The sequence below is a fragment of the Kitasatospora sp. NPDC001603 genome, assembly GCF_040298365.1.
GTDB lineage: Bacteria > Actinomycetota > Actinomycetes > Streptomycetales > Streptomycetaceae > Kitasatospora.
The window spans coordinates 39971-65849 of sequence record NZ_JBEPAA010000034.1 but is presented as its reverse complement, the minus strand read 5'-3'; the positions used below and the strand labels follow the sequence as shown (position 1 = coordinate 65849).

At 74.4% G+C, this 25879-nt stretch carries 21 protein-coding genes; 9 read left to right on the top strand and 12 right to left on the bottom strand.

The window, feature by feature from the left end:
• Positions 1–19 precede the first annotated feature (19 nt).
• Together ABT263_RS21775 and ABT263_RS21770 are read right to left on the bottom strand one after the other, a co-directional pair.
• A complete protein-coding gene (locus ABT263_RS21775; protein WP_352292356.1) occupies positions 20–943 on the bottom strand; it encodes an LLM class flavin-dependent oxidoreductase in 924 nt (307 codons plus the stop codon).
• Positions 944–1175: 232 nt separating this feature from the next.
• Positions 1176–1526: a hypothetical protein gene (locus ABT263_RS21770; RefSeq protein ID WP_352292354.1), complete on the bottom strand. Its 351-nt coding sequence runs from the start codon at positions 1524–1526 to the stop codon at positions 1176–1178.
• Between the two features lie 427 nt (positions 1527–1953).
• On the opposite strand from ABT263_RS21770, the gene ABT263_RS38930 reads away from it, so the two are divergent.
• The 9 genes from ABT263_RS38930 to ABT263_RS21720 all read left to right on the top strand — a co-directional run bounded on the left by ABT263_RS38930 (position 1954) and on the right by ABT263_RS21720 (position 17092).
• The gene (locus ABT263_RS38930; protein ID WP_502885837.1) at positions 1954–3588 is read left to right on the top strand and encodes a carbohydrate binding domain-containing protein; all 1635 of its coding nucleotides are present in this window, start codon (positions 1954–1956) and stop codon (positions 3586–3588) included.
• A gap of 140 nt (positions 3589–3728) precedes the next feature.
• Entirely contained in the window at positions 3729–5027 is a 1299-nt protein-coding gene (locus ABT263_RS21755) for an MFS transporter (protein ID WP_352292352.1), read from the top strand.
• Between the two features lie 243 nt (positions 5028–5270).
• Positions 5271–6992, top strand: coding sequence for an acyclic terpene utilization AtuA family protein (locus ABT263_RS21750; protein WP_352292350.1), 1722 nt, complete (start codon positions 5271–5273; stop codon positions 6990–6992).
• Entirely contained in the window at positions 6989–8587 is a 1599-nt protein-coding gene (locus tag ABT263_RS21745) for an acyl-CoA carboxylase subunit beta (RefSeq protein ID WP_352292348.1), read from the top strand. Before ABT263_RS21750 ends, ABT263_RS21745 begins: the two co-directional genes overlap by 4 nt.
• 22 nt (positions 8588–8609) lie before the next feature.
• On the top strand, positions 8610–10547 hold the full coding sequence (locus ABT263_RS21740; protein WP_352292346.1) for an acetyl/propionyl/methylcrotonyl-CoA carboxylase subunit alpha: 1938 nt from the start codon (positions 8610–8612) through the stop codon (positions 10545–10547).
• Between the two features lie 110 nt (positions 10548–10657).
• Positions 10658–11845 carry an acyl-CoA dehydrogenase family protein gene (locus tag ABT263_RS21735; protein ID WP_352292344.1) on the top strand — a complete coding sequence of 396 codons (1188 nt, stop codon included), beginning with the start codon at positions 10658–10660 and terminating at the stop codon, positions 11843–11845.
• A gap of 355 nt (positions 11846–12200) precedes the next feature.
• Positions 12201–13787, top strand: a complete 1587-nt coding sequence (locus ABT263_RS21730; RefSeq protein WP_352292342.1) for a 4-coumarate--CoA ligase family protein — start codon at positions 12201–12203, stop codon at positions 13785–13787.
• A gap of 65 nt (positions 13788–13852) precedes the next feature.
• The gene (locus ABT263_RS21725) at positions 13853–14476 is read left to right on the top strand and encodes a TetR/AcrR family transcriptional regulator (RefSeq protein ID WP_352292340.1); all 624 of its coding nucleotides are present in this window, start codon (positions 13853–13855) and stop codon (positions 14474–14476) included.
• 150 nt (positions 14477–14626) lie between these two features.
• On the top strand, positions 14627–17092 hold the full coding sequence (locus ABT263_RS21720; RefSeq protein ID WP_352292338.1) for a SpoIIE family protein phosphatase: 2466 nt from the start codon (positions 14627–14629) through the stop codon (positions 17090–17092).
• Positions 17093–17167: 75 nt separating this feature from the next.
• On the opposite strand, the gene ABT263_RS21715 is transcribed toward ABT263_RS21720, so the two are convergent.
• The 10 genes from ABT263_RS21715 to ABT263_RS21670 form a co-directional block, all read right to left on the bottom strand.
• Positions 17168–18739, bottom strand: a complete 1572-nt coding sequence (locus tag ABT263_RS21715) for an MFS transporter (RefSeq protein WP_352292336.1) — start codon at positions 18737–18739, stop codon at positions 17168–17170.
• Between the two features lie 65 nt (positions 18740–18804).
• The gene (locus ABT263_RS21710; protein WP_352292334.1) at positions 18805–19359 is read right to left on the bottom strand and encodes a TetR/AcrR family transcriptional regulator; all 555 of its coding nucleotides are present in this window, start codon (positions 19357–19359) and stop codon (positions 18805–18807) included.
• A gap of 254 nt (positions 19360–19613) precedes the next feature.
• A complete protein-coding gene (locus tag ABT263_RS21705; protein WP_329486140.1) occupies positions 19614–20006 on the bottom strand; it encodes a cell division protein SepF in 393 nt (130 codons plus the stop codon).
• A gap of 268 nt (positions 20007–20274) precedes the next feature.
• Positions 20275–20805, bottom strand: coding sequence for a DinB family protein (locus ABT263_RS21700; RefSeq protein WP_352292332.1), 531 nt, complete (start codon positions 20803–20805; stop codon positions 20275–20277).
• Positions 20806–20906: 101 nt separating this feature from the next.
• Positions 20907–21647: a TVP38/TMEM64 family protein gene (locus tag ABT263_RS21695; RefSeq protein WP_352292330.1), complete on the bottom strand. Its 741-nt coding sequence runs from the start codon at positions 21645–21647 to the stop codon at positions 20907–20909.
• 141 nt (positions 21648–21788) lie between these two features.
• Positions 21789–22373, bottom strand: coding sequence for an RICIN domain-containing protein (locus ABT263_RS21690; protein WP_352292328.1), 585 nt, complete (start codon positions 22371–22373; stop codon positions 21789–21791).
• Positions 22374–22417: 44 nt separating this feature from the next.
• Positions 22418–22960: an RICIN domain-containing protein gene (locus tag ABT263_RS21685; protein WP_352292326.1), complete on the bottom strand. Its 543-nt coding sequence runs from the start codon at positions 22958–22960 to the stop codon at positions 22418–22420.
• Between the two features lie 85 nt (positions 22961–23045).
• Complete coding sequence (locus tag ABT263_RS21680; RefSeq protein WP_352292324.1) at positions 23046–23594, bottom strand: RICIN domain-containing protein; 549 nt, start codon at positions 23592–23594, stop codon at positions 23046–23048.
• Positions 23595–23634: 40 nt separating this feature from the next.
• A complete protein-coding gene (locus ABT263_RS21675) occupies positions 23635–24417 on the bottom strand; it encodes a dienelactone hydrolase family protein (protein WP_352292322.1) in 783 nt (260 codons plus the stop codon).
• A 124-nt stretch (positions 24418–24541) separates the two neighbouring features.
• Positions 24542–25816, bottom strand: coding sequence for an MFS transporter (locus ABT263_RS21670; RefSeq protein ID WP_352292320.1), 1275 nt, complete (start codon positions 25814–25816; stop codon positions 24542–24544).
• Positions 25817–25879 lie beyond the last annotated feature (63 nt).

Here is a 25879-nt window from a genome sequence, read left to right as displayed (position 1 = left end):
CCGTGGAGCGGGTCCGCGGTCAGGGCAGCCGGGCGGCGCCGCGGTGGGCGGGCGCGATCTCCTCCAGGACGTGCGCGGGCGTGGCGAACGGCCCGGACTCGCGCGGGTGGTGGACCACCAGCTCGGTGAAGCCGAGCTCCGCGCAGCGCCCCGCGACCTCCTCGAAGGCCGCCGCCGAGCGCATGGTGGGCAGCGGCGAGAACCCGGTCAGCAGGGTGCGGCCGAGTGACTTCGGGTCGCGGCCCTCCTGCTCGCAGGCCGCGTCGAGACTCTCCAGCCGCTGGGCGAGGCCGGCCCAGGTCGAGGCCTCGGTGAGGGTGTCCTTCGGCAGCTCCGCGTCGTCGGTGACGGCCCAGGACGCGCCGTACCGCGCCACGGTGCGCATGCCGAGCGGTCCGGTCGCCGCCAGCAGGAACGGCACCCGGGGCCGCTGGACGCACCCGGGCTCCAGCCGGGCGTCGATCGCGTCGAAGTAGCGGCCGCGGAAGGTGGTCCGCGGCCGGCCCTCGGGCGCCCCGGTGAGCAGGCGGTCCAGCAGTTCCACCGATTCGCGGAACCGGCCGCCGCGCTCCTTCACCGACCAGCCCGTGTCGGGCGCGCCCTGGCCGAGCACGATGCCGTCCGCGTCGGGCGCGCCGGCGCCGTAGCCGAGGACGAACCGGCCGCCGCTGATGGTGTCCAGCGTCATGACGTCCTGCGCGAGCGGCACGGGGTGGCGGAAGTTCGCCGAGGACACCAGCGTGCCGAGGCGGATCCGGGAAGTGGCCCCGGCGGCGGCCGCCAGGGTGGGCACGGCGCCGTACCAGGCGCCGTCCGGCAGGCCGCCCCAGGTGAGGTGGTCGTAGGAGTAGGCGGCGTGGAAGCCCAGCTCCTCGGCGCGCCGCCAGAGCGGGGCCGCCTCGGGGAACGGCCGGTCGGGCAGGATGCAGACGCTGACGCGCACGGGGACTCCAGCCTGTCGGTTCGGTTCTGCCGCCGCGTGGCGGGGCGGCACCGGTCGGGCGCCGTCGCCGCCCGACCGGTCGCGGTCCGCGGGGGCGTACGGCAGGAGGAACGATCCGCGGCACCGCCGCGGTTCGACGGCGCCCGCACCCGGGGCCTCCTCGATGCTCTCGCGCCCCGGCCGGGTGCGGCGACCGGGGCGCGGCCGAACCGGCGGGGCTGACAGGAGGGCGCTACTGGGCGTTGATCGCCCGCAGGGTGTTCAGTCGGGCCGCCCGCCGGGCCGGCCAGACCGCGGAGGTGTACGCGGTCACGGCGGCCGGCAGCCCGGCGGGGGGCAGCAGCCCGACGACGGCGGAGGTGCCCAGCAGGCTCAGTACGGGGAAGCGGCGGCGGACGGCGAGCAGGACGAGGACGACGCTACCGAGGAGGAGCTGGATCTCGCCGGCCGGGCCGCGGCCGCCCAGGATCAGCTGGGTGAGGAGCATCAGCGCCGCGCCGCCGGTCGTCTCCGCGAGGGCGCGCCACAGCCCCCGGCCCGGTTCGCCGGGGGCCGTGAACGGGTTGCGGGAGAGGGGGGCCATCGGCCCATTGTCGGGGGCGGTGCCGCGGGTCCTTGTGCGACCTGGGGATGAGCTGCGGCTCTGTCGAAAGTCGGAGAGCCGGTGTTCCGCCGTCACCGGGCAATTGGTCCAGACCTATTGACGGGCCTTGCCGCCCCTCCTACGATCCGGTTCGGCACAGCCCCACATGTCCCCACCTCACCCAGAGCCGGGCGTCGCGCCCCCACGCGTCGGTCATGTCCATGACGCTCGGCGGGAAAGGGAGCACCGCATGATCCGTCGAAGGTCGCGTACGCCACGTCAGTCGGGCGAGCCCCGACCCAGCCAGGACCACGGCCGCCTCGGAGGCGACCGGACCGGGAGCGAGCCGCTCGGGGCTCCAGGCCTCCAGCGGGCGACCGCGGCACGCGCGTCGCGGGCCGGGCGGCCCGGGCACGGACAGACCGTCATGATGCGTTCCCTCGCCGGGGTGAGCGTCGCCGCCGTCATCGGGGCCGGACTCGCCCTGACCGGCTCCGTCACGGCCGGGGCGGCCACCACCAACCTGGTGGCCAACCCGGGGTTCGAGAACGGACTCTCCGACTGGACCTGCACCGGCGGCTCCGGCGCGGCCGTCGGCAGCCCGGTCCACTCCGGCACCTCCGCGCTCAAGGCGACGCCGACCGGCCTGGACAACGCCCAGTGCACCCAGACCGTCAGCGTGCAGCCCAACTCCCAGTACACGCTGAGCGCCTACGTCCAGGGCAGCTACGTCTACCTGGGCGCCACCGGCTCCGGCATCACCACGGCGCCGTCCACCTGGACGCCGAACAGCGCGACGTACGGCCAGCTCAGCGTCGGCTTCACCACCGGGGCGACCACCACCTCGGTGACCGTCTACCTGCACGGGTGGTACGGGCAGCCGGCGTTCTACGCGGACGACGTGTCGCTCGCCGGCCCCGGCGGCAGCAGCCCCACGCCGACCGCGACCCCGACGACCGCTCCGCCGACCACGACGCCGCCGACCACCGCTCCGCCGACCACGACGCCGCCGACCACCGCTCCGCCGACCACGACGCCGCCGACCACCGCTCCGCCGACCACGACGCCGCCGACCACCGATCCGCCGACCACGACGCCGCCGGGTGACACCTGCCCGACGAAGCCGAAGCCCTCGGGCAAGGTCCTCCAGGGCTACTGGGAGAACTGGGACGGTGCCGCGAACGGCGTCCACCCGGGCATGGGCTGGGTGCCCATCACGGACAGCCGGATCGCCGCGCACGGCTACAACGTCATCAACGCCGCGTTCCCGGTGATCCTCTCGGACGGCACCGTCCTGTGGCAGGACGGCATGGACGCCGGCGTCAAGGTCTCGACCCCCGCCGAGATGTGCCAGGCCAAGGCCGCCGGAGCGACGCTCCTGATGTCGATCGGCGGCGCCGCCGCGGGCATCGACCTGAGCTCCAGCACCGTCGCCGACAAGTTCGTGGCGACCGTCGTGCCGATCCTCAAGAAGTACAACTTCGACGGCATCGACATCGACATCGAGACCGGTCTGTCCGGCAGCGGCAGCATCACCACGCTGTCCGCCTCCCAGTCCAACCTGATCCGCATCATCGACGGTGTGCTGGCGCAGATGCCCGCGGGCTTCGGCCTGACGATGGCCCCCGAGACCGCCTACGTGACCGGCGGAAGCGTCACCTACGGGTCGATCTGGGGCTCCTACCTGCCGATCATCAAGAAGTACGTCGACAACGGCCGCCTCTGGTGGCTGAACATGCAGTACTACAACGGCAGCATGTACGGCTGCTCCGGCGACTCCTACCAGGCGGGCACCGTCCAGGGCTTCACCGCGCAGACCACCTGCCTGAACAACGGCCTGACCATCCAGGGCACCACCATCAAGGTGCCCTACGACAAGCAGGTGCCCGGTCTGCCGGCCCAGCCCGGCGCGGGCGGCGGCTACATGGCGCCGGGCCTGGTCAGCCAGTCGTGGAACGCCTTCAGCGGCTCGCTGAAGGGGCTCATGACGTGGTCGGTCAACTGGGACGGCTCGAAGGGCTGGAGCTTCGGCGACAACGTCAAGTCCCTCCAGGGGCGTTGATCTCCGCCGATCCTTTGCTGACAGCCCGCTGACCGCACGCGGGACGGACCCGGGAGCGCCCCCTGCTCCCGGGTCCGACCGGTCCGAGCGCTCCGACCGGCCCGAAAGGCGCTCGGCAGGGCGCTGTTAGCCTGGGCCGCATGATCATCGGGAAGAGTTTCGGCCCACGGACGTCCACCGTGCCGGAGTCGAGCCGCCCGCAGCGCGCCCTCATCCTCGCGAGCTTCGTCAGCCGGGTGGGCAACGGGCTGTTCAACACCGCCGCGGTGCTCTACTTCACGCTGGTGGTCCACCTGCCCGCCGCCCAGGTCGGCGCCGGCCTCACGGTCGCCGGTCTGGTCGGGCTGCTGGCCGGGATCCCGGCCGGGAACCTGGCCGACCGGTACGGCCCGCGCACGGTCTGGCTGACGGCCCTCGCGCTGCAGGCCGTGACGATGGCCGCCTTCGTGTTCATCCAGGACTGGGCCACCTTCACGCTCATCGCCACCCTGGACCGGCTGGCGGCAACCGCGGGCGGCGCCGCGGGCGGTGCGCTCATCGCCCGGACCGGCGGGGAACGCCCGGCCGCCTTCCGGGCGAGGCTCCGCACCTTCGTCAACCTCGGCGTGGTCCTGGGCACCCTGGGCGCGGCCTTCGCCGTCTCGGTCGACACCCGCGCGGCGTACACCGCGCTCATCCTCGCCAACGCCGCCAGCTTCGCCGGCGCCGGCCTCGTCGCCCTGGTCGGCGTCCCGAACTACCGGCCGCTGCCCCGGCCCGAGGAGCACCACCGCTGGGCCGTCCTGGCCGACCGCCCGTACGTGTCCTTCGTCGCGCTCTACGGTGCGATGGGCCTGCAGTACCAGGCCGTCTCCCTGCTGCTGCCGATCTGGCTCTCCGCCCACACCGACGCGCCGCGCTGGACGGTGGCGGCGGTCTACGCGGCCAACAGCGGGGTGTGCGTCCTGCTCCAGAGCAGGATCGGCTCCCGGGTGGAGACGCCGCGCCAGGGCGGCCGGGCGTTCCGGCTGGCGGGGCTGCTCTTCCTGGTCAGCTGCCCCTTGATGGCCCTGACCGCGGACGTTCCGGTCTGGGTCGCGCCGGCGCTCGCCCTCCTCGCCGTCGCGGTGCACAGCCTCGGCGAGGTGTGGGAGTCCTCGGGCGGCTTCGCGCTCGGCTTCGGCCTGGCCCCCGACCACGCCCAGGGGCAGTACCAGGGCTTCCTCGGCATCGGCTTCGCCGCCGGGCAGGCGCTGGCTCCGCTGGTCCTGACGACCGCGGTCCTCGGCCTCGGGCACGCGGGCTGGCTGCTGCTCGGCGTGTTTTTCGCGGCCCTGGGCGCGGCAGGCCCGCCGGTGGCCGCCTGGGGCGAACGCACCCGCCGCCCGGCCCCGGCTCCCGACCCGGCCCACGCGAGGCGGGACCGGCCCGAGGAGGCCCCGCTCCCGGACTCCGCCTGACGCCCTGGCGAGACCGTGCCGCAGACCGGGAGTGCGTGCCCCGGCGGGCATCTCGTGGCCCTCGGACGCACCCGGGAGAACGAGGCCGCGATCGCCGACCATCGCCGGCAGTCATCGCGCCATCGGTCGGCGGTGTCGGCGAAAAACAAGCAGGCATGATTGCTTTTTCTCCGTGCCGGTGCCACGCTGCTGCCCGACGGCAAGCGTGGCGAGTGCGGGGCCACCGGTAGGGGAGGCGCACCTGTGGGGTCGCGTTCGGTACTGCGGATCGGCAATGCCTCGGGCTTCTACGGGGACCGCTTCTCGGCGGTGCGCGAGATGCTCACGGGCGGGCCGCTGGACGTCCTGACCGGGGACTACCTGGCCGAGCTCACCATGCTCATCCTGGCCCGGGACCGGCTGAAGGACCCCTCGCTCGGCTACGCGAGGACGTTCCTGCGGCAATTGGAGGAGTGCCTCGGCCTGGCGCTGGAGCGCGGGGTGCGGATCGTGGTCAACGCCGGTGGCCTCAATCCGGCTCGACTCGCGGACGCGGTCCGCGAACTGGCGCGGCGCCAGGGGCTCGATCCCGCCGTCGCCCATGTGGAGGGTGACGACCTGCTGCCCCGGCGGGCCGAACTCGGCTTCCCCGAAGGACTGCTGGCCGCCAATGCCTATCTGGGCGCCTTCGGGATCGCCGAGTGCCTGACCGCCGGGGCCGACCTGGTGGTCACCGGCCGGGTCACCGACGCGGCGCTGGTCGTCGGCCCGGCGATCGCCCGGTTCGGCTGGGGGCCGGGGGACTTGGACGAGCTGGCCGGCGCCGTGGTGGCCGGGCACGTGCTGGAGTGCGGGGCGCAGGCGACCGGCGGCAACTACGCGTTCTTCCGCGAGCACGACGTCACCCGGCCCGGCTTCCCGATCGCCGAGCTGGCGGCGGACGGCTCCAGCGTCATCACCAAGCATCCGGGCACCGGCGGCGCCGTCACCACCGGTACCGTCACCGCCCAACTCCTCTACGAGACGGGCGACGCGCGCTACCTGGGACCGGACGTCACGGCCCGGCTGGACACCGTGCGGCTCGCCGAGGAGGGGCCGGACCGGGTCCGGATCCACGGCGTGCGGGGCGAGGCGCCGCCGCCGACCCTGAAGGTCGGGCTGAACCGGCTCGGCGGCCACCGCAACGAGGTGGTGTTCGTCCTGACCGGCCTGGACATCGAGGCCAAGGCCGCCCTGGTCCAACGGCAGTTGGCCGAGGCCCTGCCGCCGGACGCCCGCCCCGCCGAACTCCGGTGGACGCTCGCCCGCACCGACCACCCCGACGCCGCCACCGAGGAGAGCGCCTCGGCGCTGCTGCGGCTCACCGCCCGGGACCGCGATCCGGCCAAGGTCGGGCGCGAACTCAGCAAGGCAGCCGTGGAGTTGGGGCTGGCCGGCTACCCCGGCTTCCATCTCACCGCGCCGCCCGGGGCGGGATCGCCGTACGGGGTCTTCACCGCCGCGTACGTCGACGCCAAGGCGGTGGAGCACACCGCGGTCCTGCCGGACGGGCGGCGGGTCGCCGTACCGCCCGCGCCGGTCACCGCCCCGGCGGAGCCGTCGACCCGGCCGTCGGAGCCGGGCCCGGACCTGCCGGCGCCGCTGCCGCCCGGCCCGACCGTGCGGGCACCGCTCGGCCGGGTGGCCGGCGCCCGCAGCGGCGACAAGGGCGGTGACGCCAACCTCGGGGTCTGGGCCCGCGGCGCGGACGGCTGGCGCTGGCTCGCGCACACCCTCACCGTCGATCTGCTGCGCGAACTCCTGCCGGAGACGGCCGGGTTGCCGATCAGCCGACAGCTCCTCCCGCATCTTCGCGCGGTCAACTTCACCATCACCGGCCTGCTCGGCGAGGGCGTCGCCGCCCAGCACCGCTTCGACCCGCAGGCCAAGGCGCTGGGGGAGTGGCTGCGCTCCCGCCACCTCGACATCCCGGAGGCGCTGCTGTGACCGTCCTGCCCACCCGCCTCGACCCGGCCGGCGCCGACTACGCCGAGCACCGGGCCGCGATGCTCGCCAAGCTCACCGAACTGGACGCCGAACACGCCAAGGCACTGGCCGGCGGCGGCCCCAAGTACGTCGAACGCCACCGCGGCCGGGGCAAGTTGCTGCCGCGCGAGCGGATCGAGCTGCTGATCGACCAGGACTCGCCGTTCCTGGAGCTCTCCCCGCTCGCCGCCTGGGGCAGCGACTACCCGGTCGGCGCGGCGCTCGTCACCGGGATCGGCGTGATCGAGGGCGTCGAGTGCCTCGTCACGGCCAACGACCCCACCGTGCGCGGCGGGGCCAGCAACCCCTGGACGTTGCGCAAGGCCCTGCGCGCCAACGAGATCGCGCTGCGGAACCGGCTCCCGGTGGTCAACCTGGTCGAGTCCGGCGGCGCCGACCTGCCCAGCCAGAAGGAGATCTTCATCCCCGGGGGCGCGCTCTTCCGCGACCTCACCCGGCTCTCCGCGGCGGGCATCCCCACCGTGGCCGTGGTGTTCGGCAACTCCACGGCCGGCGGCGCCTACGTGCCGGGGATGTCCGACCACACCGTGATGGTGAAGGAGCGGGCCAAGGTCTTCCTGGGCGGCCCGCCCCTGGTCAGGATGGCCACCGGCGAGGAGTCCGACGACGAGTCGCTCGGCGGCGCCGAGATGCACGCCCGCACCTCCGGCCTGGCCGACCACTTCGCGGTGGACGAACCGGACGCGCTGCGGCTGGCGCGGCGGATCGTCGCCCGGCTGAACCACCGCCGGCACGGCCCCGGCGCCGACCCGCTCGCCGAGCCGCCGAAGTACGCCGAGGAGGAACTGCTCGGCATCGTTCCGGGCGACCTCAAGATCCCGTTCGACCCGCGCGAGGTGATCGCCCGGATCGTCGACGGATCGGACTTCGACGAGTTCAAGCCGCTCTACGGCACCAGTCTCGCCACCGGCTGGGCCAGGCTGCACGGCTACCCGGTCGGCATCCTCGCGAACGCCCAGGGCGTGCTGTTCAGCCCGGAGTCGCAGAAGGCCGCCCAGTTCATCCAGTTGGCCAACCAGCGCGACATCCCGCTGGTGTTCCTGCACAACACCACCGGCTACATGGTCGGCAAGGACTACGAGCAGGGCGGCATCATCAAGCACGGCGCGATGATGATCAACGCCGTCGCCAACTCCACGGTGCCGCACCTGTCGGTGCTGATGGGCGCCTCCTACGGGGCCGGTCACTACGGCATGTGCGGGCGGGCCTACGAGCCGCGGTTCCTGTTCGCCTGGCCGAGCGCCAAGTCGGCCGTGATGGGACCGCAGCAGCTCGCCGGGGTGCTGTCGATCGTGGCCCGGCAGTCCGCGGCGGCCAAGGGGCAGCCCTACGACGAGGACGCGGACGCCGCGATCCGGGCGATGGTCGAGCAGCAGATCGAGGCGGAGTCGCTGCCCGCCTTCCTCTCCGGCCGGCTCTACGACGACGGGGTGATCGATCCCCGCGACACCCGGACCGTGCTCGGCCTGTGCCTCTCCGCGATCCACAACGCGCCCGTCGAGGGCGCGCGCGGCTACGGCGTCTTCCGCATGTGATCCGACTCTGAGAGGGACCGACGTGATCGCCAACCTGCTGGTCGCCAACCGGGGCGAGATCGCCCGCCGGGTGTTCCGCACCTGCCGGAGCCTCGGCATCGCCACCACCGCCGTCTACGCCGACCCGGACGCCGACGCCCCGCACACCCGGGAGGCCGACGCCGCCGTCCGGCTCCCCGGCGCGGCACCCGCCGACACGTATCTGCGCGGCGACCTGATCGTCAAGGCCGCGCTGGCCGCCGGGGCCGACGCCGTCCACCCCGGCTACGGATTCCTCTCCGAGAACGAGGAGTTCGCGCAGGCGGTGCTCGACGCGGGCCTGACCTGGATCGGCCCGCCCCCGGCCGCGATCGCCGCGATGGGCTCCAAGACCGCCGCGAAGCGCCTGATGGCCGCCGCCGGCGTGCCCGTCCTGGAGGCCCTCACCGACCCCGTCGAGGCCGACCTGCCGCTGCTGGTGAAGGCGGCCGCGGGCGGCGGCGGGCGCGGCATGCGGGTGGTCCACCGGCTGGACGAACTCGCGCCCCGGCTGGCCGAGGCCCGCGCCGAGGCGGCCAGGAGCTTCGGCTCGGACGAGGTGTTCTGCGAGCGCTACCTGCCCACCGGGCGGCACGTCGAGGTCCAGCTGCTCGCCGACACGCACGGCACGGTGTGGGCGGTCGGCGAACGCGACTGCTCGCTGCAGCGCCGCCACCAGAAGGTCATCGAGGAGGCCCCGGCCCCTGGCCTCGACGAGGAGGTGCGCACCGCGCTGCACGCGGCCGCCGTCGCCGCCGCCCGGGCGATCGGCTACTCCGGCGCCGGAACGGCGGAGTTCCTGCTCGCCCCCGACGGCCGGTTCCACTTCCTGGAGATGAACACCCGCCTCCAGGTCGAGCACCCCGTCACCGAGTGCGTCACCGGGCTCGACCTGGTCGCGCTCCAACTGCGGGTCGCCGAGGGCGAACCGCTGCCCGCCCCGGCACCGCCCGCCCCGCGCGGCCACGCCATCGAGGCCCGCCTCTACGCCGAGGACCCGGCGCGCGACTGGCAGCCGCAGACCGGTACCCTGCACCGTCTCGAACTCCCCGGCACTACCGTCGAGTTCGCTACTGCCGACGGTGACACCGGGCTGCGCCTGGACTCCGGGGTGGCGGCCGGCAGCGTGATCGGCGCGCACTACGACCCGATGCTCGCCAAGGTCGTCGCCTGGGCGCCGACCAGGGCCGCCGCCGCCCGCCGGCTCGCCGACGCGCTCACCCGGGCCCGGATCCACGGGCCGGTCACCAACCGGGACCTGCTCGTCGCGGCGCTGCGCCACCCCGCCTTCCTGGCCGGCCGGGTGCACACCGCCTTCCTGGCCGAGCACGCCGCCGGTCTCGCCCCCGCCCCCGGCGGGGACGCGGCGGCGGCCCTCGCCGCCGCGCTGGCCGACGCCGCCGAACGCCGCGTCGGCTCGGCGCTGCCCTCCGGCTGGCGCAACCTGCCCTCGCAGCCGCAGAGCAAGCGGTACGCCGCCGCCGACGCCACCGTGTACGAGGTCCGCTACCGGTTCGGCCGGGCCGGGCTGGTCGCCGAGGGCCACCCGGGCACCACACTCGTCTCGGCGACGCCCACCCGGGTGGTCCTGGAGACCGACGGCGTCCGCAGCGGCTACGACATCGCGCGCCACGGCGACCGGGTCCACCTGGACACCCCGGCCGGCGCCACCGTGCTGACCGCGCTGGAGCGCTTCCCCGACCCGGCCGCGCAGGTCGATCCGGGGGCCCTGCTCGCCCCGATGCCCGGCACCGTGGCGCGCACCGCCGTCGCGGTCGGCGACACCGTCACCGCGGGCCAGCCGCTGCTCTGGCTGGAGGCGATGAAGATGGAGCACCGGGTCACCGCCCCCGCCGACGGCGTGCTCACCGAACTCCGGGCCGTCCCCGGCCAGCAGGTCGAACTCGGCACCCTGCTCGCCGTCGTGCAGCCGGCGCCCTGAGGGAGCCTCCCGAGCCCGACTCCCCGAGAAGGCACCCGAGACCCCCTGGGAGAGCACCGACTCCCACCCGATTCCCGTGCCAGCCCCGATCCGCCCGGAAGGACGACCGCATGTCCGCACCGCGCACCACCACCCCCGGCAGCCCGCTGATCGAGAGCCCCGAACGCCAGGCCCTGCGCCGCGCCGTGGCCGACCTCGGCAGCCGCTACGGCTCCGCGTACTACCTGGGCAAGGCCCGGGCCGGCCTGCCCGCCGACGAGCTCTGGGCCGAGGCCGGCAAGGCCGGCTACCTCGGGGTCAACCTGCCCGCCGAGTACGGCGGCGGAGGCGGCGGCATCGCCGACCTCTCCATCGTCCTGGAGGAACTCGGCACCGCCGGCTGCCCGTTGCTGATGCTGATCGTCTCCCCGGCGATCTGCGGCACGGTGATCGCCCGCTACGGCACCGAGCAGCAGAAGCGGCAGTGGCTGCCCGGCCTCGCCGACGGCACCCGGCGGATGGCCTTCGGCATCACCGAGCCGGACGCCGGCTCCAACTCCCACCGGATCTCCACCGTCGCCCGCCGCGACGGTGCGGACTGGCTGCTCACCGGCCGCAAGGTGTTCGTCTCCGGCATCGACCACAGCGACGCCGTGCTGTTCGTCGCCCGCACCGAGGACGCCCGGACCGGCAAGCTCAGGCCCGCGCTCTTCGTCGTCCCGCGCGAGACGGCCGGGTTCGAGTACCGCCCGATACCGATGGAACTCGTCTCCCCGGAGAAGCAGTTCCAGGTCTTCCTGGACGACGTCCGGCTGCCCGCCGACGCCCTGGTCGGCGACGAGAGCGCCGGGCTGCTGCAACTCTTCGCCGGCCTCAACCCCGAGCGGATCATGACCGCCGCCTTCTCGCTCGGCCTGGCCCGCCAGGCCCTCGGCCGGGCCGTCGAGTACGCCAGGACCCGGACGGTCTGGTCGACCCCGATCGGCGCCCACCAGGGCCTGGCCCACCCGCTCGCCCAGTGCGCGGTGGAGATCGAACTCGCCCGGCTGATGACGCAGAAGGCCGCGCTGCTCTACGACGGGGGCGACGACCTCGCGGCGGGCGAGGCCGCCAACATGGCCAAGTACGCGGCCGGCGAGGCCGCCGCCCGCACCGTCGACCAGGCCGTCCAGACCCTGGGCGGCAACGGCTTGACCCAGGAGTACGGGCTCGGCGCGCTGCTCGCCGCCACCCGGGTCGGCCGGGTCGCCCCGGTCAGCCGGGAGATGGTGCTCAACTTCGTGGCCCAGCACACCCTCGGGCTGCCCAAGTCGTACTGACCCGGGGCCCGGGCGGGCGCCCGGCTGGAGCGCTCCGCCGCCGAACTCCCGCGCGACGCCGGCGGCGCGGGCCACCGTCTGTGCGAGGCGGTGGCCCGCCGCCGCCCGGCGCCCGGCGGGCCGGCCCGGCGGGCCGCCCGGCGACGTGTGCCCTGGTCGGGAGCGGGCGAGCGGAGCGGACCGGGTGCGCCGGGCACGGCGACCGGCCGGCACGGGACCCCGCCGCCCTTCGTCACAATGGAGCAACGCTCCGCCACTGTCCGTATGCTCCTGTGCGCGCGCTCGGCCGACCGGCGGGCCGGACCACTCGCCGATCCCCCCGACCGGGCGTCAACTACCCCTTTGGAGGCACGCCTTGGTGTTCCACAGCGAGTTCCCGGACGTCGGCATCGTCGATCTGCCGATCCACGAGGCGGTGCTCGGCTCCGCCGCCCGCTACGGCGACCGGCCGGCCCTGATCGACGGGATCACGGGGGAGTCGGTCAGCCACGCGCGGCTCACCACGGCCGTCCGCCGGGCGGCCGCCGGGCTGGCCGAGGCCGGCGTGCGCCGGGGCGACGTGGTGGCACTGTTCAGTCCCAACACGATCGCGTACCCGATGGCCTTCTACGGCGCCACCCGGGCCGGGGCCACCGTCACCACGGTGTCCTCCCTCGCCACCCCGGGCGAGCTGGCCGGCCAGCTGGCCGACAGCGGCGCGCGCTGGCTGATCACCGTCTCGCCGTTCCTGGACACCGCCCGGCAGGCCGCCGGGAAGCTCGCCGCCGAGGGCCGGGCGCTCGCCGAGATCATCGTGCTGGACGGCGCCGAGGGCCACCGCTCGCTGGCCGACCTGCTCGCCTCCGGCGGCCCCGACCCCGAGCCGGCGATCGACCCCGGCAGCGACCTCGCCGTCCTCCCCTATTCCAGCGGCACCACCGGCCTGCCCAAGGGCGTGATGCTCACCCACCGCTCGATCGCCACCAACCTCGCCCAGACGGACGCCCTGTACCGGCCGCGGGAGGGGGAGCGGATCCTCGCCGTCCTCCCCTTCTTCCACATCTACGGCCTGGCCGCCCTGCTCAACCAGCCGCTGCGGTGCGGCGCCACCGTCGTCGTCCTGCCGCGCTTCGAGCTGGAGCAGTTCTGCCGCACCATCGAGGAGCAGCGCGTCCAGGCCCTGATCGTGGCACCGCCGATCGCGCTCGCCCTGGCCAGGCACCCGGTGGTCGACCGCTTCGACCTCTCCTCGGTGGAGTACCTGCTCTGCGCGGCCGCCCCGCTGGACCCGGACCTGGCCGCCGCCTGCGCCCGGCGGCTCGGCCTGCCGCACATCCTCCAGGGCTACGGCATGACCGAGCTGTCCCCGGTCTCGCACGTCGTCTCCCCGACCGAGACCGACCCCCCGCCGGGCTCGGTTGGCCGGATGGTGCCCTCGACCGAGCTGCGGGTGGTCGCCCTGGACGGCAGCGGAGCCGACCGCGGCCCCGGCGAGCCGGGCGAGCTGCTGCTCCGCGGCCCGCAGGTGATGAAGGGGTACTTCGGCCGGCCCTCCGACACCGCCGCCACCATCGACGCCGACGGCTGGCTGCACACCGGCGACGTCGGCCACGTCGACGGGCGCGGCTACCTGTACGTCGTCGACCGGGTCAAGGAACTGATCAAGTACAAGGGGTACCAGGTCGCCCCCGCCGAGCTGGAGGCCCTGCTGCTCAGCCACCCGCAGATCGCCGACGCCGCGGTGATCGGCGTCGTGGACGCGGACGGCACCGAGTACCCCAAGGCCTTCGTGGTCCGCGCCCCGGGCAGCGCGCTCACCGAGCAGGACGTCACCTCCTTCGTGGCGGCCGAGGTCGCCCCCTACAAGAAGGTGCGGGCGGTGGAGTTCCTGGACGCCGTCCCCAAGTCGGCCGCCGGCAAGATCCTGCGCCGGGAGCTGCGGGCCCGCGAGGCCGCCCGCTGAGGCGGGCGGCGGATCTGCGAGGATCGACCCCGCCCGGACCCCCAGGACAGGACCAGTCGCCGCCGATGACCGCCCACCCCGCTGCCGCCCGTACCCCCCAGCAGGACCGCAGCCGCGCCACCCGGCAGCGGCTGCTGGCGGCGGCCGTCGACTGTCTGGCCGAGGTCGGCTGGAACGGCGCCACCGTCTCCGTGGTCGCCGAACGGGCCGGAGTCTCCCGCGGCGCCGCCCAGCACCACTTCCCGACCCGCGAGGACCTCTTCACCGCGGCCGTCGAGCACGTCACCGCCGAGCGGCTGGCAGCCGTCCGCGCCCACGCGGACGGGCTGCCGGCCGCCGGACCGGACCGCACCGTGGCCGTGGTCGACATGATCGTGCGCCTCTACACCGGTCCGCTGTTCCGCGCGGCCCTGCACCTGTGGGTCGCCGCCGCCACCGACGAACCGCTGCGTGCGCGGATCGTCGCACTTGAGGGCAGGGTCGGCCGCGAGGCCCACCGGGCCGCCGTCGAGTTCCTGGACGCCGACGAAAGCCGCCCCGGAGTGCGCGAGACGGTGCAGGCGACCCTCGACATGGCACGCGGTCTCGGACTGGCCGACCTGCTCTCCGACGACAGCGCCAGACGATCCGGAGTGATCCGGCAGTGGGCGGGCCTTCTGGAGGGTACGCTGCGGCCGGTACGCCCATGACGCCCGTACGACAGGTCCGTCCGAGGAACCTCTGACCAAGGGGTCGCCGGGCGGCCGATGTCCGTGCAGTCTGGAGAAGAACCCCGGCCGGCACGGACCACGAGGCCCCGCCCGGCCGGACACGAGCCGAACGCGGGGTGCTGGCTGATCATGCACGGACACGAATGGGACGAGACCGACGCCGCCGGCCCCGCACCGGGCGGAGCCTCCGTACGCCTGGACGGCCATCGCCTCGTCCCGCTCGCCACCGCGCTGCTCCAGGAGGACGGCCTCATCCTCCACTGGAGCGAGGACGCCGAGGCGCTGCTCGGCTTCTCCTCGGAGGAGGCCGTCGGCAGCTACGCCGCCCAGCTGCTCACCGCCCGCACCGACCGCCCCGAGGTGCTCGCCCTGTTCGAGCGCATCATGAGCGGCAAGGGCTGGTCCGGCGTCTTCCCGGTCCGCCACCGCGACGGCCACGTGGTCGAGCTGGAGTTCCGCACCTACCCGATAGCCGGCCCCGGCGGCACCCTGCTGCTGCTCGCCACCGCCTCGGACACCCAGGCCCTGCACCGGGTCGAGGCCGACCTCGCCGTCCTCGACGGGATCTTCGGCCAGTCCCCGATAGGCATGGCCGTCTACGACACCGACCTGCGCTACGTCCGGCTCAACCTGGCGCTGGCCCGGATGAACGGCGTCCCCGTCGAGGACCACCTCGGACGCCGGATCAGCGGCGTCCTGCCCGGCATCAACAGCGCCGAGATCGAACAGACCATGAGACAGGTGCTCACCACCGGCCGTCCCGTGGTCGACGCCCGCTCGCACGGCCGCGTCCCCGGCGACCCGCGCCGCGACCGGGCCTGGTCCGCCTCCTACTTCCGGCTGGAGGACTCCACCGGCCGGGTCTTCGGCGTCTGTTCGTCCATCATCGACGTCACCGAGCGGTTCCAGGCCGAGGCCCGCGCCGCCCGCGCGCAGGAACGCCTCACCACCATCGCCGAGGCCACCGCCCGGATCGGCACCACGCTCGACCTCCAGCGCACCGCGGAGGAGCTGATCGAGGCCGTCGTCCCCCGGTTCGCCGACTTCGCCACCGTCGACCTGCTGGAGCCGGTGCTGCGCGGCGCCGAGCCCGCCGCGATCCCCGAGGACCGCTCCGTCCAGCTGCGCGCCGTGGCCGTCGGCGAGTCCTACGAGTCCGGCCTGGCCCACGCCGTCGACACCGTCGGCGACGTCTCCGAGTACGCTCCCGACCGCAGCTACACCCAGTGCCTGCGCAGCGGCCGCCCGCTGCTGCGGGCCCAGGTGGACGAGGACGTGCTGCGCGGCCTGGTCGCCACCGAGGAGCGGGTCGCACCGGGCATCGGCGCCGGCATCCACTCGTACCTGATGGTGCCGCTGACCGCCCGGGGCATGGTGCTCGGCGGCTCCGAGTTCATCCGGATGCGCAACCCCGAGCCGTTCACCGACGCCGATGTCGCGCTCGCCGAGGAACTGGTCGCCCGCACCGCGATCGCGATCGACAACGCCCGGCTCTACCGGCGCGAGCGCGAGACCGCGCTGACCCTCCAGCGCAGCCTGCTGCCGCAGGAGATCCACCGCACGCTCGGCCTGGAGATCGCCTACCGGTACCTGCCCAGCAGCATGACCAGCGAGGTCGGCGGCGACTGGTTCGACGTCGTCCCGCTCTCCTGCGGCCGGGTCGCGCTGGTGGTCGGCGACGTGATGGGCCACGGCATCCGGGCCGCCGCCACGATGGGCCAGCTGCGCACCGTCGCCCGGACCCTGGCCACCCTGGACATGCCGCCCGAGCAGGTGCTGACCCGGCTGGACGAGACCGCCTCGGGGATCGGCGAGGGCCAGTTCGCCACCTGCATCTGCGCCGTCTACGACCCGCTGGAGCGGACGGTGCAGGTGGCCTCGGCGGGCCATCTGCCCCCGGTCTCGGTCGCGCCGGACGGTACCGCCCGCCGGATCGACGTGCCGCCCGGCGCCCCGCTCGGGGTCGGCGGCGTGGCCTTCGAGTCGATCGGCTTCACCCTCCCCGAGGGCGGCCTGCTGGCCCTCTACACCGACGGCCTGGTCGAGCGGCGCGGCCAGGACCTCGACGACGGCATCGACCTGCTCGCCCGCACGCTCTCCGGCCCCGGCCGCACCCTGGAGGAGAACTGCGACGCCGTCCTCGGCGCGTTGGTCACCGACGGCACCGACGACGACATCGCGATGATCATGGCCCGGGTGCTGCCGCTGCCCTCGGACCGGATCGCCACCCTCTCGCTCACCGGCGGCGGCCGGCTGCCTGGCACGGCCCGCCGCTTCACCCGCGCGACGCTGGACGGCTGGGGCCTGTCCGCGCTCTCCGACTACGCCGAGCTGCTGGTCAGCGAGCTGGTCACGAACGCTCTGCTGTACTCCGACACGCCGCGCCGGCTCCGGCTCTTCCGCGACCGGGTGCTCACCCTGGAGGTCGCCGACTCCGGCGGCCAGACGCCGCAGCTGCGCCCGTTCGCCGAGCAGGACGAGGGCGGCCGAGGGATGTTCCTGGTCAACGAGCTGGCCCAGCGCTGGGGCAGCCGCCTGACCAGGGACGGCAAGGTGGTCTGGGCGGAGCTGGAGCTGCCGTTCGGCACCGGTTGAGCGCACCGACGCGCGGGACCTCGCACCCCGGGGAGGGGCGCGAGGTCCCGCGCGCGGCCCGGGGCGGGCCCGGGGTCAGAGCGCCGCCTTCTCGCGGTCGGGCTGCCGCGCCGCCGCCTCTGCCCGGTCCCGGTCGGCGGCCTTCGGCAGGCCCCGCAGCAGGCGCCAGGCGAGCGCCGAGGCGGCCAGCAGCAGCCCGCCGGCCAGCATCGCGGCGATGTTCATGCCGTGCACGAAGGAGTCGCGGGCGCTGTCCAGCAGCGGACCGGCCAGCGTCTGCGGCAGACCGTGCGCCACCTCGACCGCGCCGCCGAGCGACTCGCCGGCCTGGGTGGCGGCGGCCTGGCCAGCCCCGGCCGGCACGGTCAGCCCGCTCGCGTAGAGCGAGCCGACCACCGAGCCCACCAGGGCGATGCCGAGCGCCGTCCCCAGCTCGTAGGCCGTCTCGGAGACCGCCGAGGCGGCGCCGGACTTGTCGGCCGGCGCGGCGCCCAGCACCAGGTCGGCGCCGAGCGTGTAGACCACGCCCTCGGCGGTGCCGACGATCAGGAAGGCCGCGGCGAGCACCAGGTAGGTGGAGTCCTGCTGCACCCAGCCGAGCAGGCCGATGCCGGTGCCCATGGCCAGCAGGCCCAGCGTCAGGGTGGCCCGGGCTCCCGCCCGCCGCGCCAGCCGAGCGGTCAGCAGACCGCCGACCACGGCTCCGGCGAAGGCCGGCAGCTCGGCCAGACCGGCCTTGAGCGGCTCGTAGCCGCGCACCAGCTGCAGGTACTGCGAGGTCACGAAGACCACGCCGGAGAGCCCGACCAGCGCGGTGAGCGAGGCCAGCACCGCCGCGGTGAAGCGCCGGTCCGAGAAGAGCCGGACGTCCAGCAGCGGGGTGGTCAGGCGCAGCTGGCGGCGGACGAAGACGGTCAGTGCGGCGGCGCCCAGCACGGCCGCGACCGGGACGTCCCAGCGCGCCACGCCGTGGGCGGCGGCCTCCTTGATCGCGTAGACCGCGGCGATCACCCCGGTCAGCGAGAGCACCACGGACAGCACGTCCCAGCGGCCCGGCTTCGGGTCCTTGGACTCCGGCAGCAGCCAGGCCCCGAAGACCAGCAGCAGCACCAGGACGGGGATGTTCAGCAGGAACACCGAGCCCCACCAGAAGTGCTCCAGCAGCACCCCGCCGACCACCGGTCCGAGCGCGGCGCCGGCGGTGGCGGCAGCGCCCCAGATGCCGATCGCGGTGGCCCGCTCGCGGTCGTCCGGGAAGAGGCTGCGGATCAGCGACAGGGTGGACGGCATGATGGTCGCCCCGGCCACGCCGAGCAGCGCGCGGGCCAGGATCAGCCAGCCGGCGCTGGGCGCGTAGGCGGCCAGCAGCGAGGCGGCGCCGAACGCGGTGGAGCCGGCCAGCAGGAGCTTCTTGCGGCCGATCCGGTCGCTCAGCGAACCCATGCTGACCAGCAGGCCGGCCAGCACGAAGGAGTAGGCGTCGCCGATCCAGAGCAGCTGCGTGCCGCTGGGGCGCAGCGTCTCGCTGATCGACGGTATCGCGAGGGACAGGACGGTCGCGTCGACGGCGACCAGGGTCACGGCCAGGACGAGGACGGCGAGGCCGATCCAGCGCTGGCGGGGGCGGGTGAGGACGGTGCTGCTCATGGGTATCGGTTTCCGGCCGCTGGTGCGGGCCTGTGGTCCGAGGTGCTGTGGGTGGGGTGGAGGGCTCAGTGCGGCCTCGGCGGCCGCAGCGCGCCGCCGAGGAAGAGCTCGGCGAGCGAGAAGGCGCCGTCCCGGGGGGCGAGCCGGCCGTCCTGGACGGCCCAGCCGACGCCGGCCACCAGGTCGAAGAAGGCCTCGCTGAGCCAGCCGGCGGAGAGCTCGACGCGGAACACGCCCTGCTGCTGGCCGCGCAGGAAGAGCGCCTGCAGCCGGCTGATCTGGGCGTCCCAGAGCTCGTTGATGTCCTCGTCGTCGTACAACTGGTTCTCGCCGGCCAGGAAGGCGCAGAGCGCGGCGTCCGGCACGATCCGGTCGACCAGGCGGCGCAGCGCGGCGTGCGCGTCGCCGTCCTCGACGGCGGCCGCGTCCAGGGCGGCGCCGAAGGTGCGCAGGCCGAGCAGGCCGACCTCGCGGATCAGCGCCTCGCGGCCGGGGAAGAGCCGGTGCAGCGTGGCGCGGCTGATGCCCGCGGCCCGGGCGATCTCGTCCAGGTGGGCGGTCGGGCGGCGGGAGAGCACGCCCACAGCGGCTTCGAGGACGGAGTCGCGGTCGGTGGCCATGGGGCGAGTCTACGCCAAATGAGACGTCCGTGTCTCAATCTTTTCTTGGATGCCTCAGTCGAGGCCCCAGTGTCGTGGCGGGGTCCGGTGGGCCGGTGGGCCGGTGGGCCGGTGGGCCGCAGGGCTGGTGGACCGGTGGGGCTGGTGGGGCACGGAACCAGTGGGGCCGGGCCCGGTGGGCGTCCGGGCATGCAAAACCGGGGACGGCGGTGGCCGTCCCCGGTCGCGGGTCTGGTGCCGGCGATCGCTGCCGGTCAGCTCTGGTTGTAGAAGCCGGTCTCGTCCAGCGGTCGGTCGATGACCATCACCTCGACGTCCGCCGGCGTGAGCAGGAAGACCCGGCGGGCGATCCGCTCGATCCCGCCGCAGGTGCCGAAGATCAGCCCGGAGGCGAAGTCGACCATGCGCTTGGCCTCGGCCTCGTCCATCTCGGTGAGGTCCATGACCACCGGGATGCTCGCCCGGATGTGCTCGCCGACCGTTCGCGCGGCCTCGAAGCCCGTCGGCCGCAGGGAGACGATCTTCGTGGGAGCCGGGGAGGACGGTACCGTCTCCTGCTCGATCCACTCGTCGTCGTACACCGCGGCCGGGTAGTTCCCGGAGGGCATCAGCCACCCGTTGTGGTGCTCGTCGCGAAGTGCTCCCATGCCGCGCCTCCCTGCCTCGTTCCGTACAGGTCCCCCGGTGCGCGTGTCCTTTTGACACGTCATCCACTCGTCGGAACTGTCCGAGTATCGCACTGATCACCGGTCCCGTGCCCGCTCGCGACCCCCGTACGAGTCGTGCCGCGCCGGAAACCCGGGCGAACCCGGGCAACAGTTGCGACGCAGCGGAACGGCGGACGGTTGCGCGCGTAGACCATATCGGTCGTGGTCACCGCCGAATTGACCTTCTGTCAACGATGTGGGAACGATTTCACTCGCCGGTGACGCCGTCGACCAATTCGCGCAGCAGATCCGCGTGACCGTTGTGCCGGGCGTACTCCTCGATCATGTGGACCAGGATCCAGCGGAGCGTCACCTCCCGTCCCCGGCGCGGTCGCTTGCCGACCGTCTCCGGCGGCAGGCCCTCGCAGGCGGCCCGGGCGGCCGTGATCTGCCCCTGCCAGGTGGCGAAGTCCTCCGCGGCGTCGGCGGAGTCGACGAAGTCGAAGTCGCCGTCCGGGTGCTGCTCGGTCCAGTAGAGACCCGCGGTGCCGGGCTCCTCGCCGAGCAGGATGATCCGGAACCAGTAGCGCTCGACCTCCGCCATGTGCCGGACCAGGCCGAGCAGCGAGAGCGAGGACGGCGGGACGGCGCGCAGCCGCAGTTGGTCGGCGCCCAGCCCCTCGCACTTGCGGGCGAGGGTGGCGCGGTGGAACTCCAGCCACGCGGTGAGCATCGCCGTCTCGTCCGCCGCGAACGGGGGCTCGGGCCGGTCGACGGCGGGGATCGGGTCGTTGGTCATGGCGGCCATCCTGGCGTACCCGGTGGGGCCGGGGCGACCGAATAGTCGGCGGGCGCGCCGGGCGCGCCGGGCGGTCCGGACCGTCGGCCGGGCGGTCCGGCTCAGGCCTGCGGGACGCGGCGGCGGGCGGCGGCCCGCCACACCGACACCAGGCCGCCGACGGCCAGGACGGCGATCGCGCCGGCCGACAGGAGGAAGGCGGCCGAACCCGGCTCCCCGGCGCTGGCCGCGGCCGTGACGTACACCGCCGTGGTCGGTACCACGCCGATCGCGGTGGCGGTCAGGAACGGCAGGAACCGCACGCCGGAGAACGCGGCGCCGTAGTTGCCGGCCTGGAACGGGAGCCCGGGCAGCAGACGCAGCAGCAGCACGCTGCGGAACCCCTGCTCAGTGAACCGCCGGTCCAGCGCGGTCAGCAGGCGCCCGCGCAGATAGGGGCGGAGGGCGTCGCGGCCGAGCAGCCGGCCCAGGGCGAAGGCCGCCGCCGCGCCCAGGGTGGTGCCGAGCACGGCCAGCAGGATGCCCTGCTGGATGCCGAGCAGCAGTCCCGCCGCCGCGTTGAGCGCCGGGCGGGGTACGAAGGCCAGCGTGCCGACCGCGTAGACCGCGGTGAACGCGGGTGCCAGCCAGTACCCCGGCACCCCGGCCGGGAGCCCGTCGGAGAGCAGCGCCGACGGGCTCCAGAGCAGCAGCGAGCCGGCCGCCGCGGCGAGGATCACCACCAGCAGGGCGAACCGCGGCCAGGGCGAGCGCAGCCACGACGCGGACCGGGGCGGCGTCGGGTCGGGCGTCGGCGGGGCCGCGGGCGATGCGGGTGCGGGTGCGGGAGCGGGTGCGGGCACCGCCCGAGCCTAACCGGGCGGCCCGGTGCTCCGGTCGGTGGGTTCACCCCGTGACCGCCCCGGTGACCGCCTGGTGACCCCCCCGGCGACCGGCCGGTCACCGGGCGGCCCGGGGGCGGCGGCTTCTGACGCGGCCGCCGGTCAGCTGTGCGTGCCGTGCTGGGCGGGGGAGTAGATCCAGGCCTGGTTGAAGCCGTAGTTGCGCTCCCACTGGATGATCGGGGTGCCGTCGGCGGGGTTGGTCCCGGGGAGGTCCAGCACGAGGCCGCTGCTGCGGTTGGTCAGCGAGCGGATGCCGCTGTGGTGGACGACGGTCTCCGACCAGATCTGGTTGAGCCCGCCGTTGCAGTCCCACTGGTCGGCCTGGACGCCCCAGGCGGTGCTGAAGCCGGGGATCTCCAGGCACTTGCCGCTGTGGACGTTGACGAGCTGGTTCGCGTCGGTCCAGGCCCACTTCTGGTTGTCGCCGCCGGTGCAGGTCCACTGGCGGACCGGGGCGCCGTCGTCGGTGCGCCAGTCGGCGACTTCCAGGCACTTGTTGGTGATGGCGTTGCGGACCTCGGTCGGGCTGGTCACGACGACCGGGACGGAGGCCTGTGCCGTGGTCGGGACGGTGGCGGTGAGCACGCCGGCCGCGGCGAGCGCCGCGGTGGCCGCTCCGAGGCGCCGGAGCGGAGAGGTGCGGAGCTGAGCGGTGCGGAGCTGGGCGGTGCGGAGCACGGTCATCGGATCCCCCTGGTGTCGGGTGGTCGGGCGGGGCTTCGGCATGGTCAGTGGTGCGGTCCGGGCGGGAACGGCGAGTAGTACCAGACCTGGTTGTCCGCCCCGTCGAGGCCCCACTGGATCACCGGCGCGCCGTCGGCGGCGCTGCCACCGGCCACGTCGAGGTAATGGCCGCTGTGGGCGTTGACGAGGTGGCGGAGCCCGCTGTGCAGCCGGCTCGCGTCGCTCCAGCCCTGGTTCGCGCCGCCGTTGCAGGTCCACTGGCCGACCGCGGTGCCGGGGTCGCCGCTGTACCCCGGGATCTCCAGGCACTTGCCGCTGTGGACGTTGACGAGCTGGTCGGCGTCGGTCCAGACCCACTTCTGGTTGTCGCCGCCGGTGCAGGTCCACTGGCGGACCGGGGCGCCGTCGTCGGTGCGCCAGTCGGCCGCCTCCAGGCACTTGTAGGTGGCGAGGTTCCCGATCTGGAAGGGGGCGGAGGTCGCCGCCCGGGCCGGGCCGGCCGGTGCGGCGACGGCCAGGCCGGTGGCGAGGGCGAGGGCGGTGACGGTCGGGACGAGGCGTCGCCCCGTGGTGGAGCGGTCGGTCATCTGGTCCCCCTGGGTCGGTGCGGTGCTCGGGTCCGGCGGGGTGCCCGGCGGGGTGGCGGTGCTCCCCGCCGGGGCGGGGCCGGCTCTACAGCACCACGGACGGGTTGAAGTACCAGCGCTGGTTGGACACGCCGGTCGGGTACCACTGGATCACCGGGGCACCGTCGGCGGCGGTCCCGCTGTTGACGTCGAGCACGAGGTCGCTGTGGAAGTTGACGACGGCCAGCGAGCCCTGGCTGTCGTTGACGACCCCCCAGCGCTGGTTGGCGCCCTTGTCGCAGGTCCACTGGTCGGCCCGGGCGGCCGGTGCGGTGGAGTAGCCGGGGATCTCCAGGCACTTGCCGCTGTGGACGTTGACGGCGTAGCCGTCGGTGAACCGCCACTTCTGGTTGTCGCCGCCGGTGCAGGTCCACTGGCGGACCGGGGCGCCGTCGTCGGTGCGCCAGTCGGCGACCTCCAGGCACTTGCCGCTCGACTGCACCCGGACCTCGACGTCGGTGGCGGTGCTGATCGGCTTGTAGTTCATGCCCGCCGCCGAGGCGGGCTCGGCGGCCGCCAGGGCGCCGCCGAGGGCGAGGGTGACGAGGGCGGCGGCGGAGCCGACGCGTCGCTTGCTGCTGGTTCGGCCGGTCATGAGTCCCCCTGTGCTGTGGACGTGACGGTCGCCGGCCGGGTCAGGCCGCTCCGGACGGGCCCGGGGCGGCGGCGAAGGCCAGCAGGCGCAGCCAGGACTCCCTGGCCGCGTCGATGTGTTCGACGGCGCCCAGTTCGAAAAAGTTGTGCGGCGCCTGAGGAAAAGTCATGAACTCGTGTGAACAGCCGGCTGCCGTGAGGGCCGCGTCGAAGGCGGCGACCGTCCCGGCGGGGATGTGCTCGTCGGCGCCGCCCCAGAAGGCGAGCACGGGGGCGGTCAGGCCGGGGGCGAGCTGGGTGGGGCCGGGGGCGCCGTTGATGGCGTCGGGGTAGCCGTAGTAGCCGACCACACCGGCGAGGCCGAACCGGGGGGCGGCGGCCCGGAACGCCTGGCGGCCGCCGAAGCAGAAGCCCAGGGCGACGACCTCGGTGACGCCGGTCGCGCGCAGCCGGCCGATGCCCGCGGTGAGGTCGGCGTCGAGGCCGTCCGGGGTGAGGGCGAGCAGGTGCGGCAGCAGGTGCGGGAGCTCGCCGAATTCCGGCCCGCGCTCCCGCGGCGCGGCGCCGGCGGTGCGCCCGTAGTAATCGACGGCGAGTGCCGGGTGGCCCTGTTCGGCGAGCCGGACGGCGGTCGCCCGGTAGAAATCGGAAAGGCCCCGGTTGTCCGGCAGGACGAGTACGCCGCGGCCGGTCGGCCGGACCGGCCGGGCCAGGAAGGCGGCGAATTCCGTGCCGTCGCCCGAGACGAGGGTGAGATCGGCGGATTCGGCCAGGGCGCTGCCGGCGGGGGTGAAGGCGGGGGCGCGGAGTCGGCGTCGTAGCACACGGGAGAATTCCTCCACTGGTCGCGGAACTGCCGGATGCTCCACGCATCCGGCAGTCGGCGATATTAGCGAAGAATTCAATTGTGCGGGGCCAGCATATCGCCCGGGAATTACCTTGGCAAGGCTATTTCGAGGACGGTGCGATCACGTTTTCGGTGGCCCGCTTCCCGGCGGTCGGCGGGTGGTCGGTGGCCGCCGCCCCGGCGCCCGGTTCGGCCCGGCGCAGGGCGCCGGCGCTCAGCAGCAGGGCGAAGGCGAGCGCCGCGACCACGCCGAAGGAGACGGTGAGCGAGGTGGCCTGGGCGAGCGCCCCGATGATGGCCGGCGCCACCAGGCCCGAGGTGTAGGTGACCGTCGCGACGCCGGCGATGGCCTGGCTGGGGTTGGTGCCGATCCGTCCGGCGGCCGCGAAGGCGAGCGGGACGACGACCGCGATGCCGATGCCGATCAGCGCGAATCCCGCGATGGCCGGGGCCGGGCTGTCGGCGAGGACCACCAGGACGCCGCCCGTGGTGGCGACCGCGCCGCTGATCCTGGTCGCCCGCACGGCGCCCAGGCGGCGGATCGCCGCGTCGCCCGCCAGCCGGCTGACGGCCATGGTGAGCGCGAACGCGGTGTACGAGGCGGCCGCGACGGTGGCCGAGGCGCCGGTGACGTCCTTGAGGTAGACGCCGCTCCAGTCCATCGAGGCGCCCTCGGCGAACACCGCGCAGAAGCCCACCAGGCCGATCACGAGCGAGCTGCGCGGCGGCAGGGCGAAGCGCGGCGGGGCCTCGTCCTCCTCGGCCGCCCGCAGGTCGGGCAGGCCCCGGCAGACCGGCTGGGCCAGGCAGAGGAGCACCACGGCGGTGACGGCCAGCTGGAGCCGGGCGTCGAGGTCCTGGTGGGCGGCGAGGATGCCGAAGGCCGAGGCCACCAGCCCGCCCGCGCTCCACATCCCGTGCAGTCCGGACATGATCGAGCGGCCCAGCCGCTGTTCGACCTCCACGCCCTGGGCGTTCATCGCCACGTCCGCCATGCCCGCCGTCGCACCGTAGGCGAGCAGGAACAGGCAGAGCAGCGGCAGCGAGGGGGCGAGGGTGGGGAGGGTGAGCGCCAGGCACCAGATCGACAGCAGTCCGCGCACCGCGGCCCGGCCCCCGTAGCGGTGGACGAACCGGCCGGCCAGCGGCATCGCGAGGGAGGAGCCGATGGCCGGCATCACCAGGGCGAGCCCGAGCTGGCCGGGGGAGAGGTCCAGCCGGTCCTGGAGCCAGGGGATGCGGGTGACGAAGGTGCCGCCGACCGCGCCGTGCACGGCGAAGACCAGCGCGATGCTCGCCCTGGCGCGGCGCGGGTGCGCCAGGGGCCCGGCGGCCGGCCGGCCGTGGGGTGGTCCTGTGGTCAGGCTGTCGGTCATCCGGTGTTCCCTCCCGGCCGCGCCGTGGCGCGACGGTGCCCTGTGGGTGGTTCCTGTGGAGTG

Coding starts and splice junctions, on each gene's coding strand:
- ABT263_RS21755 (WP_352292352.1), top strand. CDS start 3,729: ATGATCATCGGGAAGAGTTTCGGCCCACGGACGTCCACCGTGCCGGAG.
- ABT263_RS38930 (WP_502885837.1), top strand. CDS start 1,954: ATGATGCGTTCCCTCGCCGGGGTGAGCGTCGCCGCCGTCATCGGGGCC.
- ABT263_RS21720 (WP_352292338.1), top strand. CDS start 14,627: ATGCACGGACACGAATGGGACGAGACCGACGCCGCCGGCCCCGCACCG.
- ABT263_RS21670 (WP_352292320.1), bottom strand. CDS start 25,816: ATGACCGACAGCCTGACCACAGGACCACCCCACGGCCGGCCGGCCGCC.
- ABT263_RS21690 (WP_352292328.1), bottom strand. CDS start 22,373: ATGACCGTGCTCCGCACCGCCCAGCTCCGCACCGCTCAGCTCCGCACC.
- ABT263_RS21770 (WP_352292354.1), bottom strand. CDS start 1,526: ATGGCCCCCCTCTCCCGCAACCCGTTCACGGCCCCCGGCGAACCGGGC.
- ABT263_RS21680 (WP_352292324.1), bottom strand. CDS start 23,594: ATGACCGGCCGAACCAGCAGCAAGCGACGCGTCGGCTCCGCCGCCGCC.
- ABT263_RS21705 (WP_329486140.1), bottom strand. CDS start 20,006: ATGGGAGCACTTCGCGACGAGCACCACAACGGGTGGCTGATGCCCTCC.
- ABT263_RS21735 (WP_352292344.1), top strand. CDS start 10,658: ATGTCCGCACCGCGCACCACCACCCCCGGCAGCCCGCTGATCGAGAGC.
- ABT263_RS21685 (WP_352292326.1), bottom strand. CDS start 22,960: ATGACCGACCGCTCCACCACGGGGCGACGCCTCGTCCCGACCGTCACC.
- ABT263_RS21725 (WP_352292340.1), top strand. CDS start 13,853: ATGACCGCCCACCCCGCTGCCGCCCGTACCCCCCAGCAGGACCGCAGC.
- ABT263_RS21710 (WP_352292334.1), bottom strand. CDS start 19,359: ATGGCCACCGACCGCGACTCCGTCCTCGAAGCCGCTGTGGGCGTGCTC.
- ABT263_RS21715 (WP_352292336.1), bottom strand. CDS start 18,739: ATGAGCAGCACCGTCCTCACCCGCCCCCGCCAGCGCTGGATCGGCCTC.
- ABT263_RS21700 (WP_352292332.1), bottom strand. CDS start 20,805: ATGACCAACGACCCGATCCCCGCCGTCGACCGGCCCGAGCCCCCGTTC.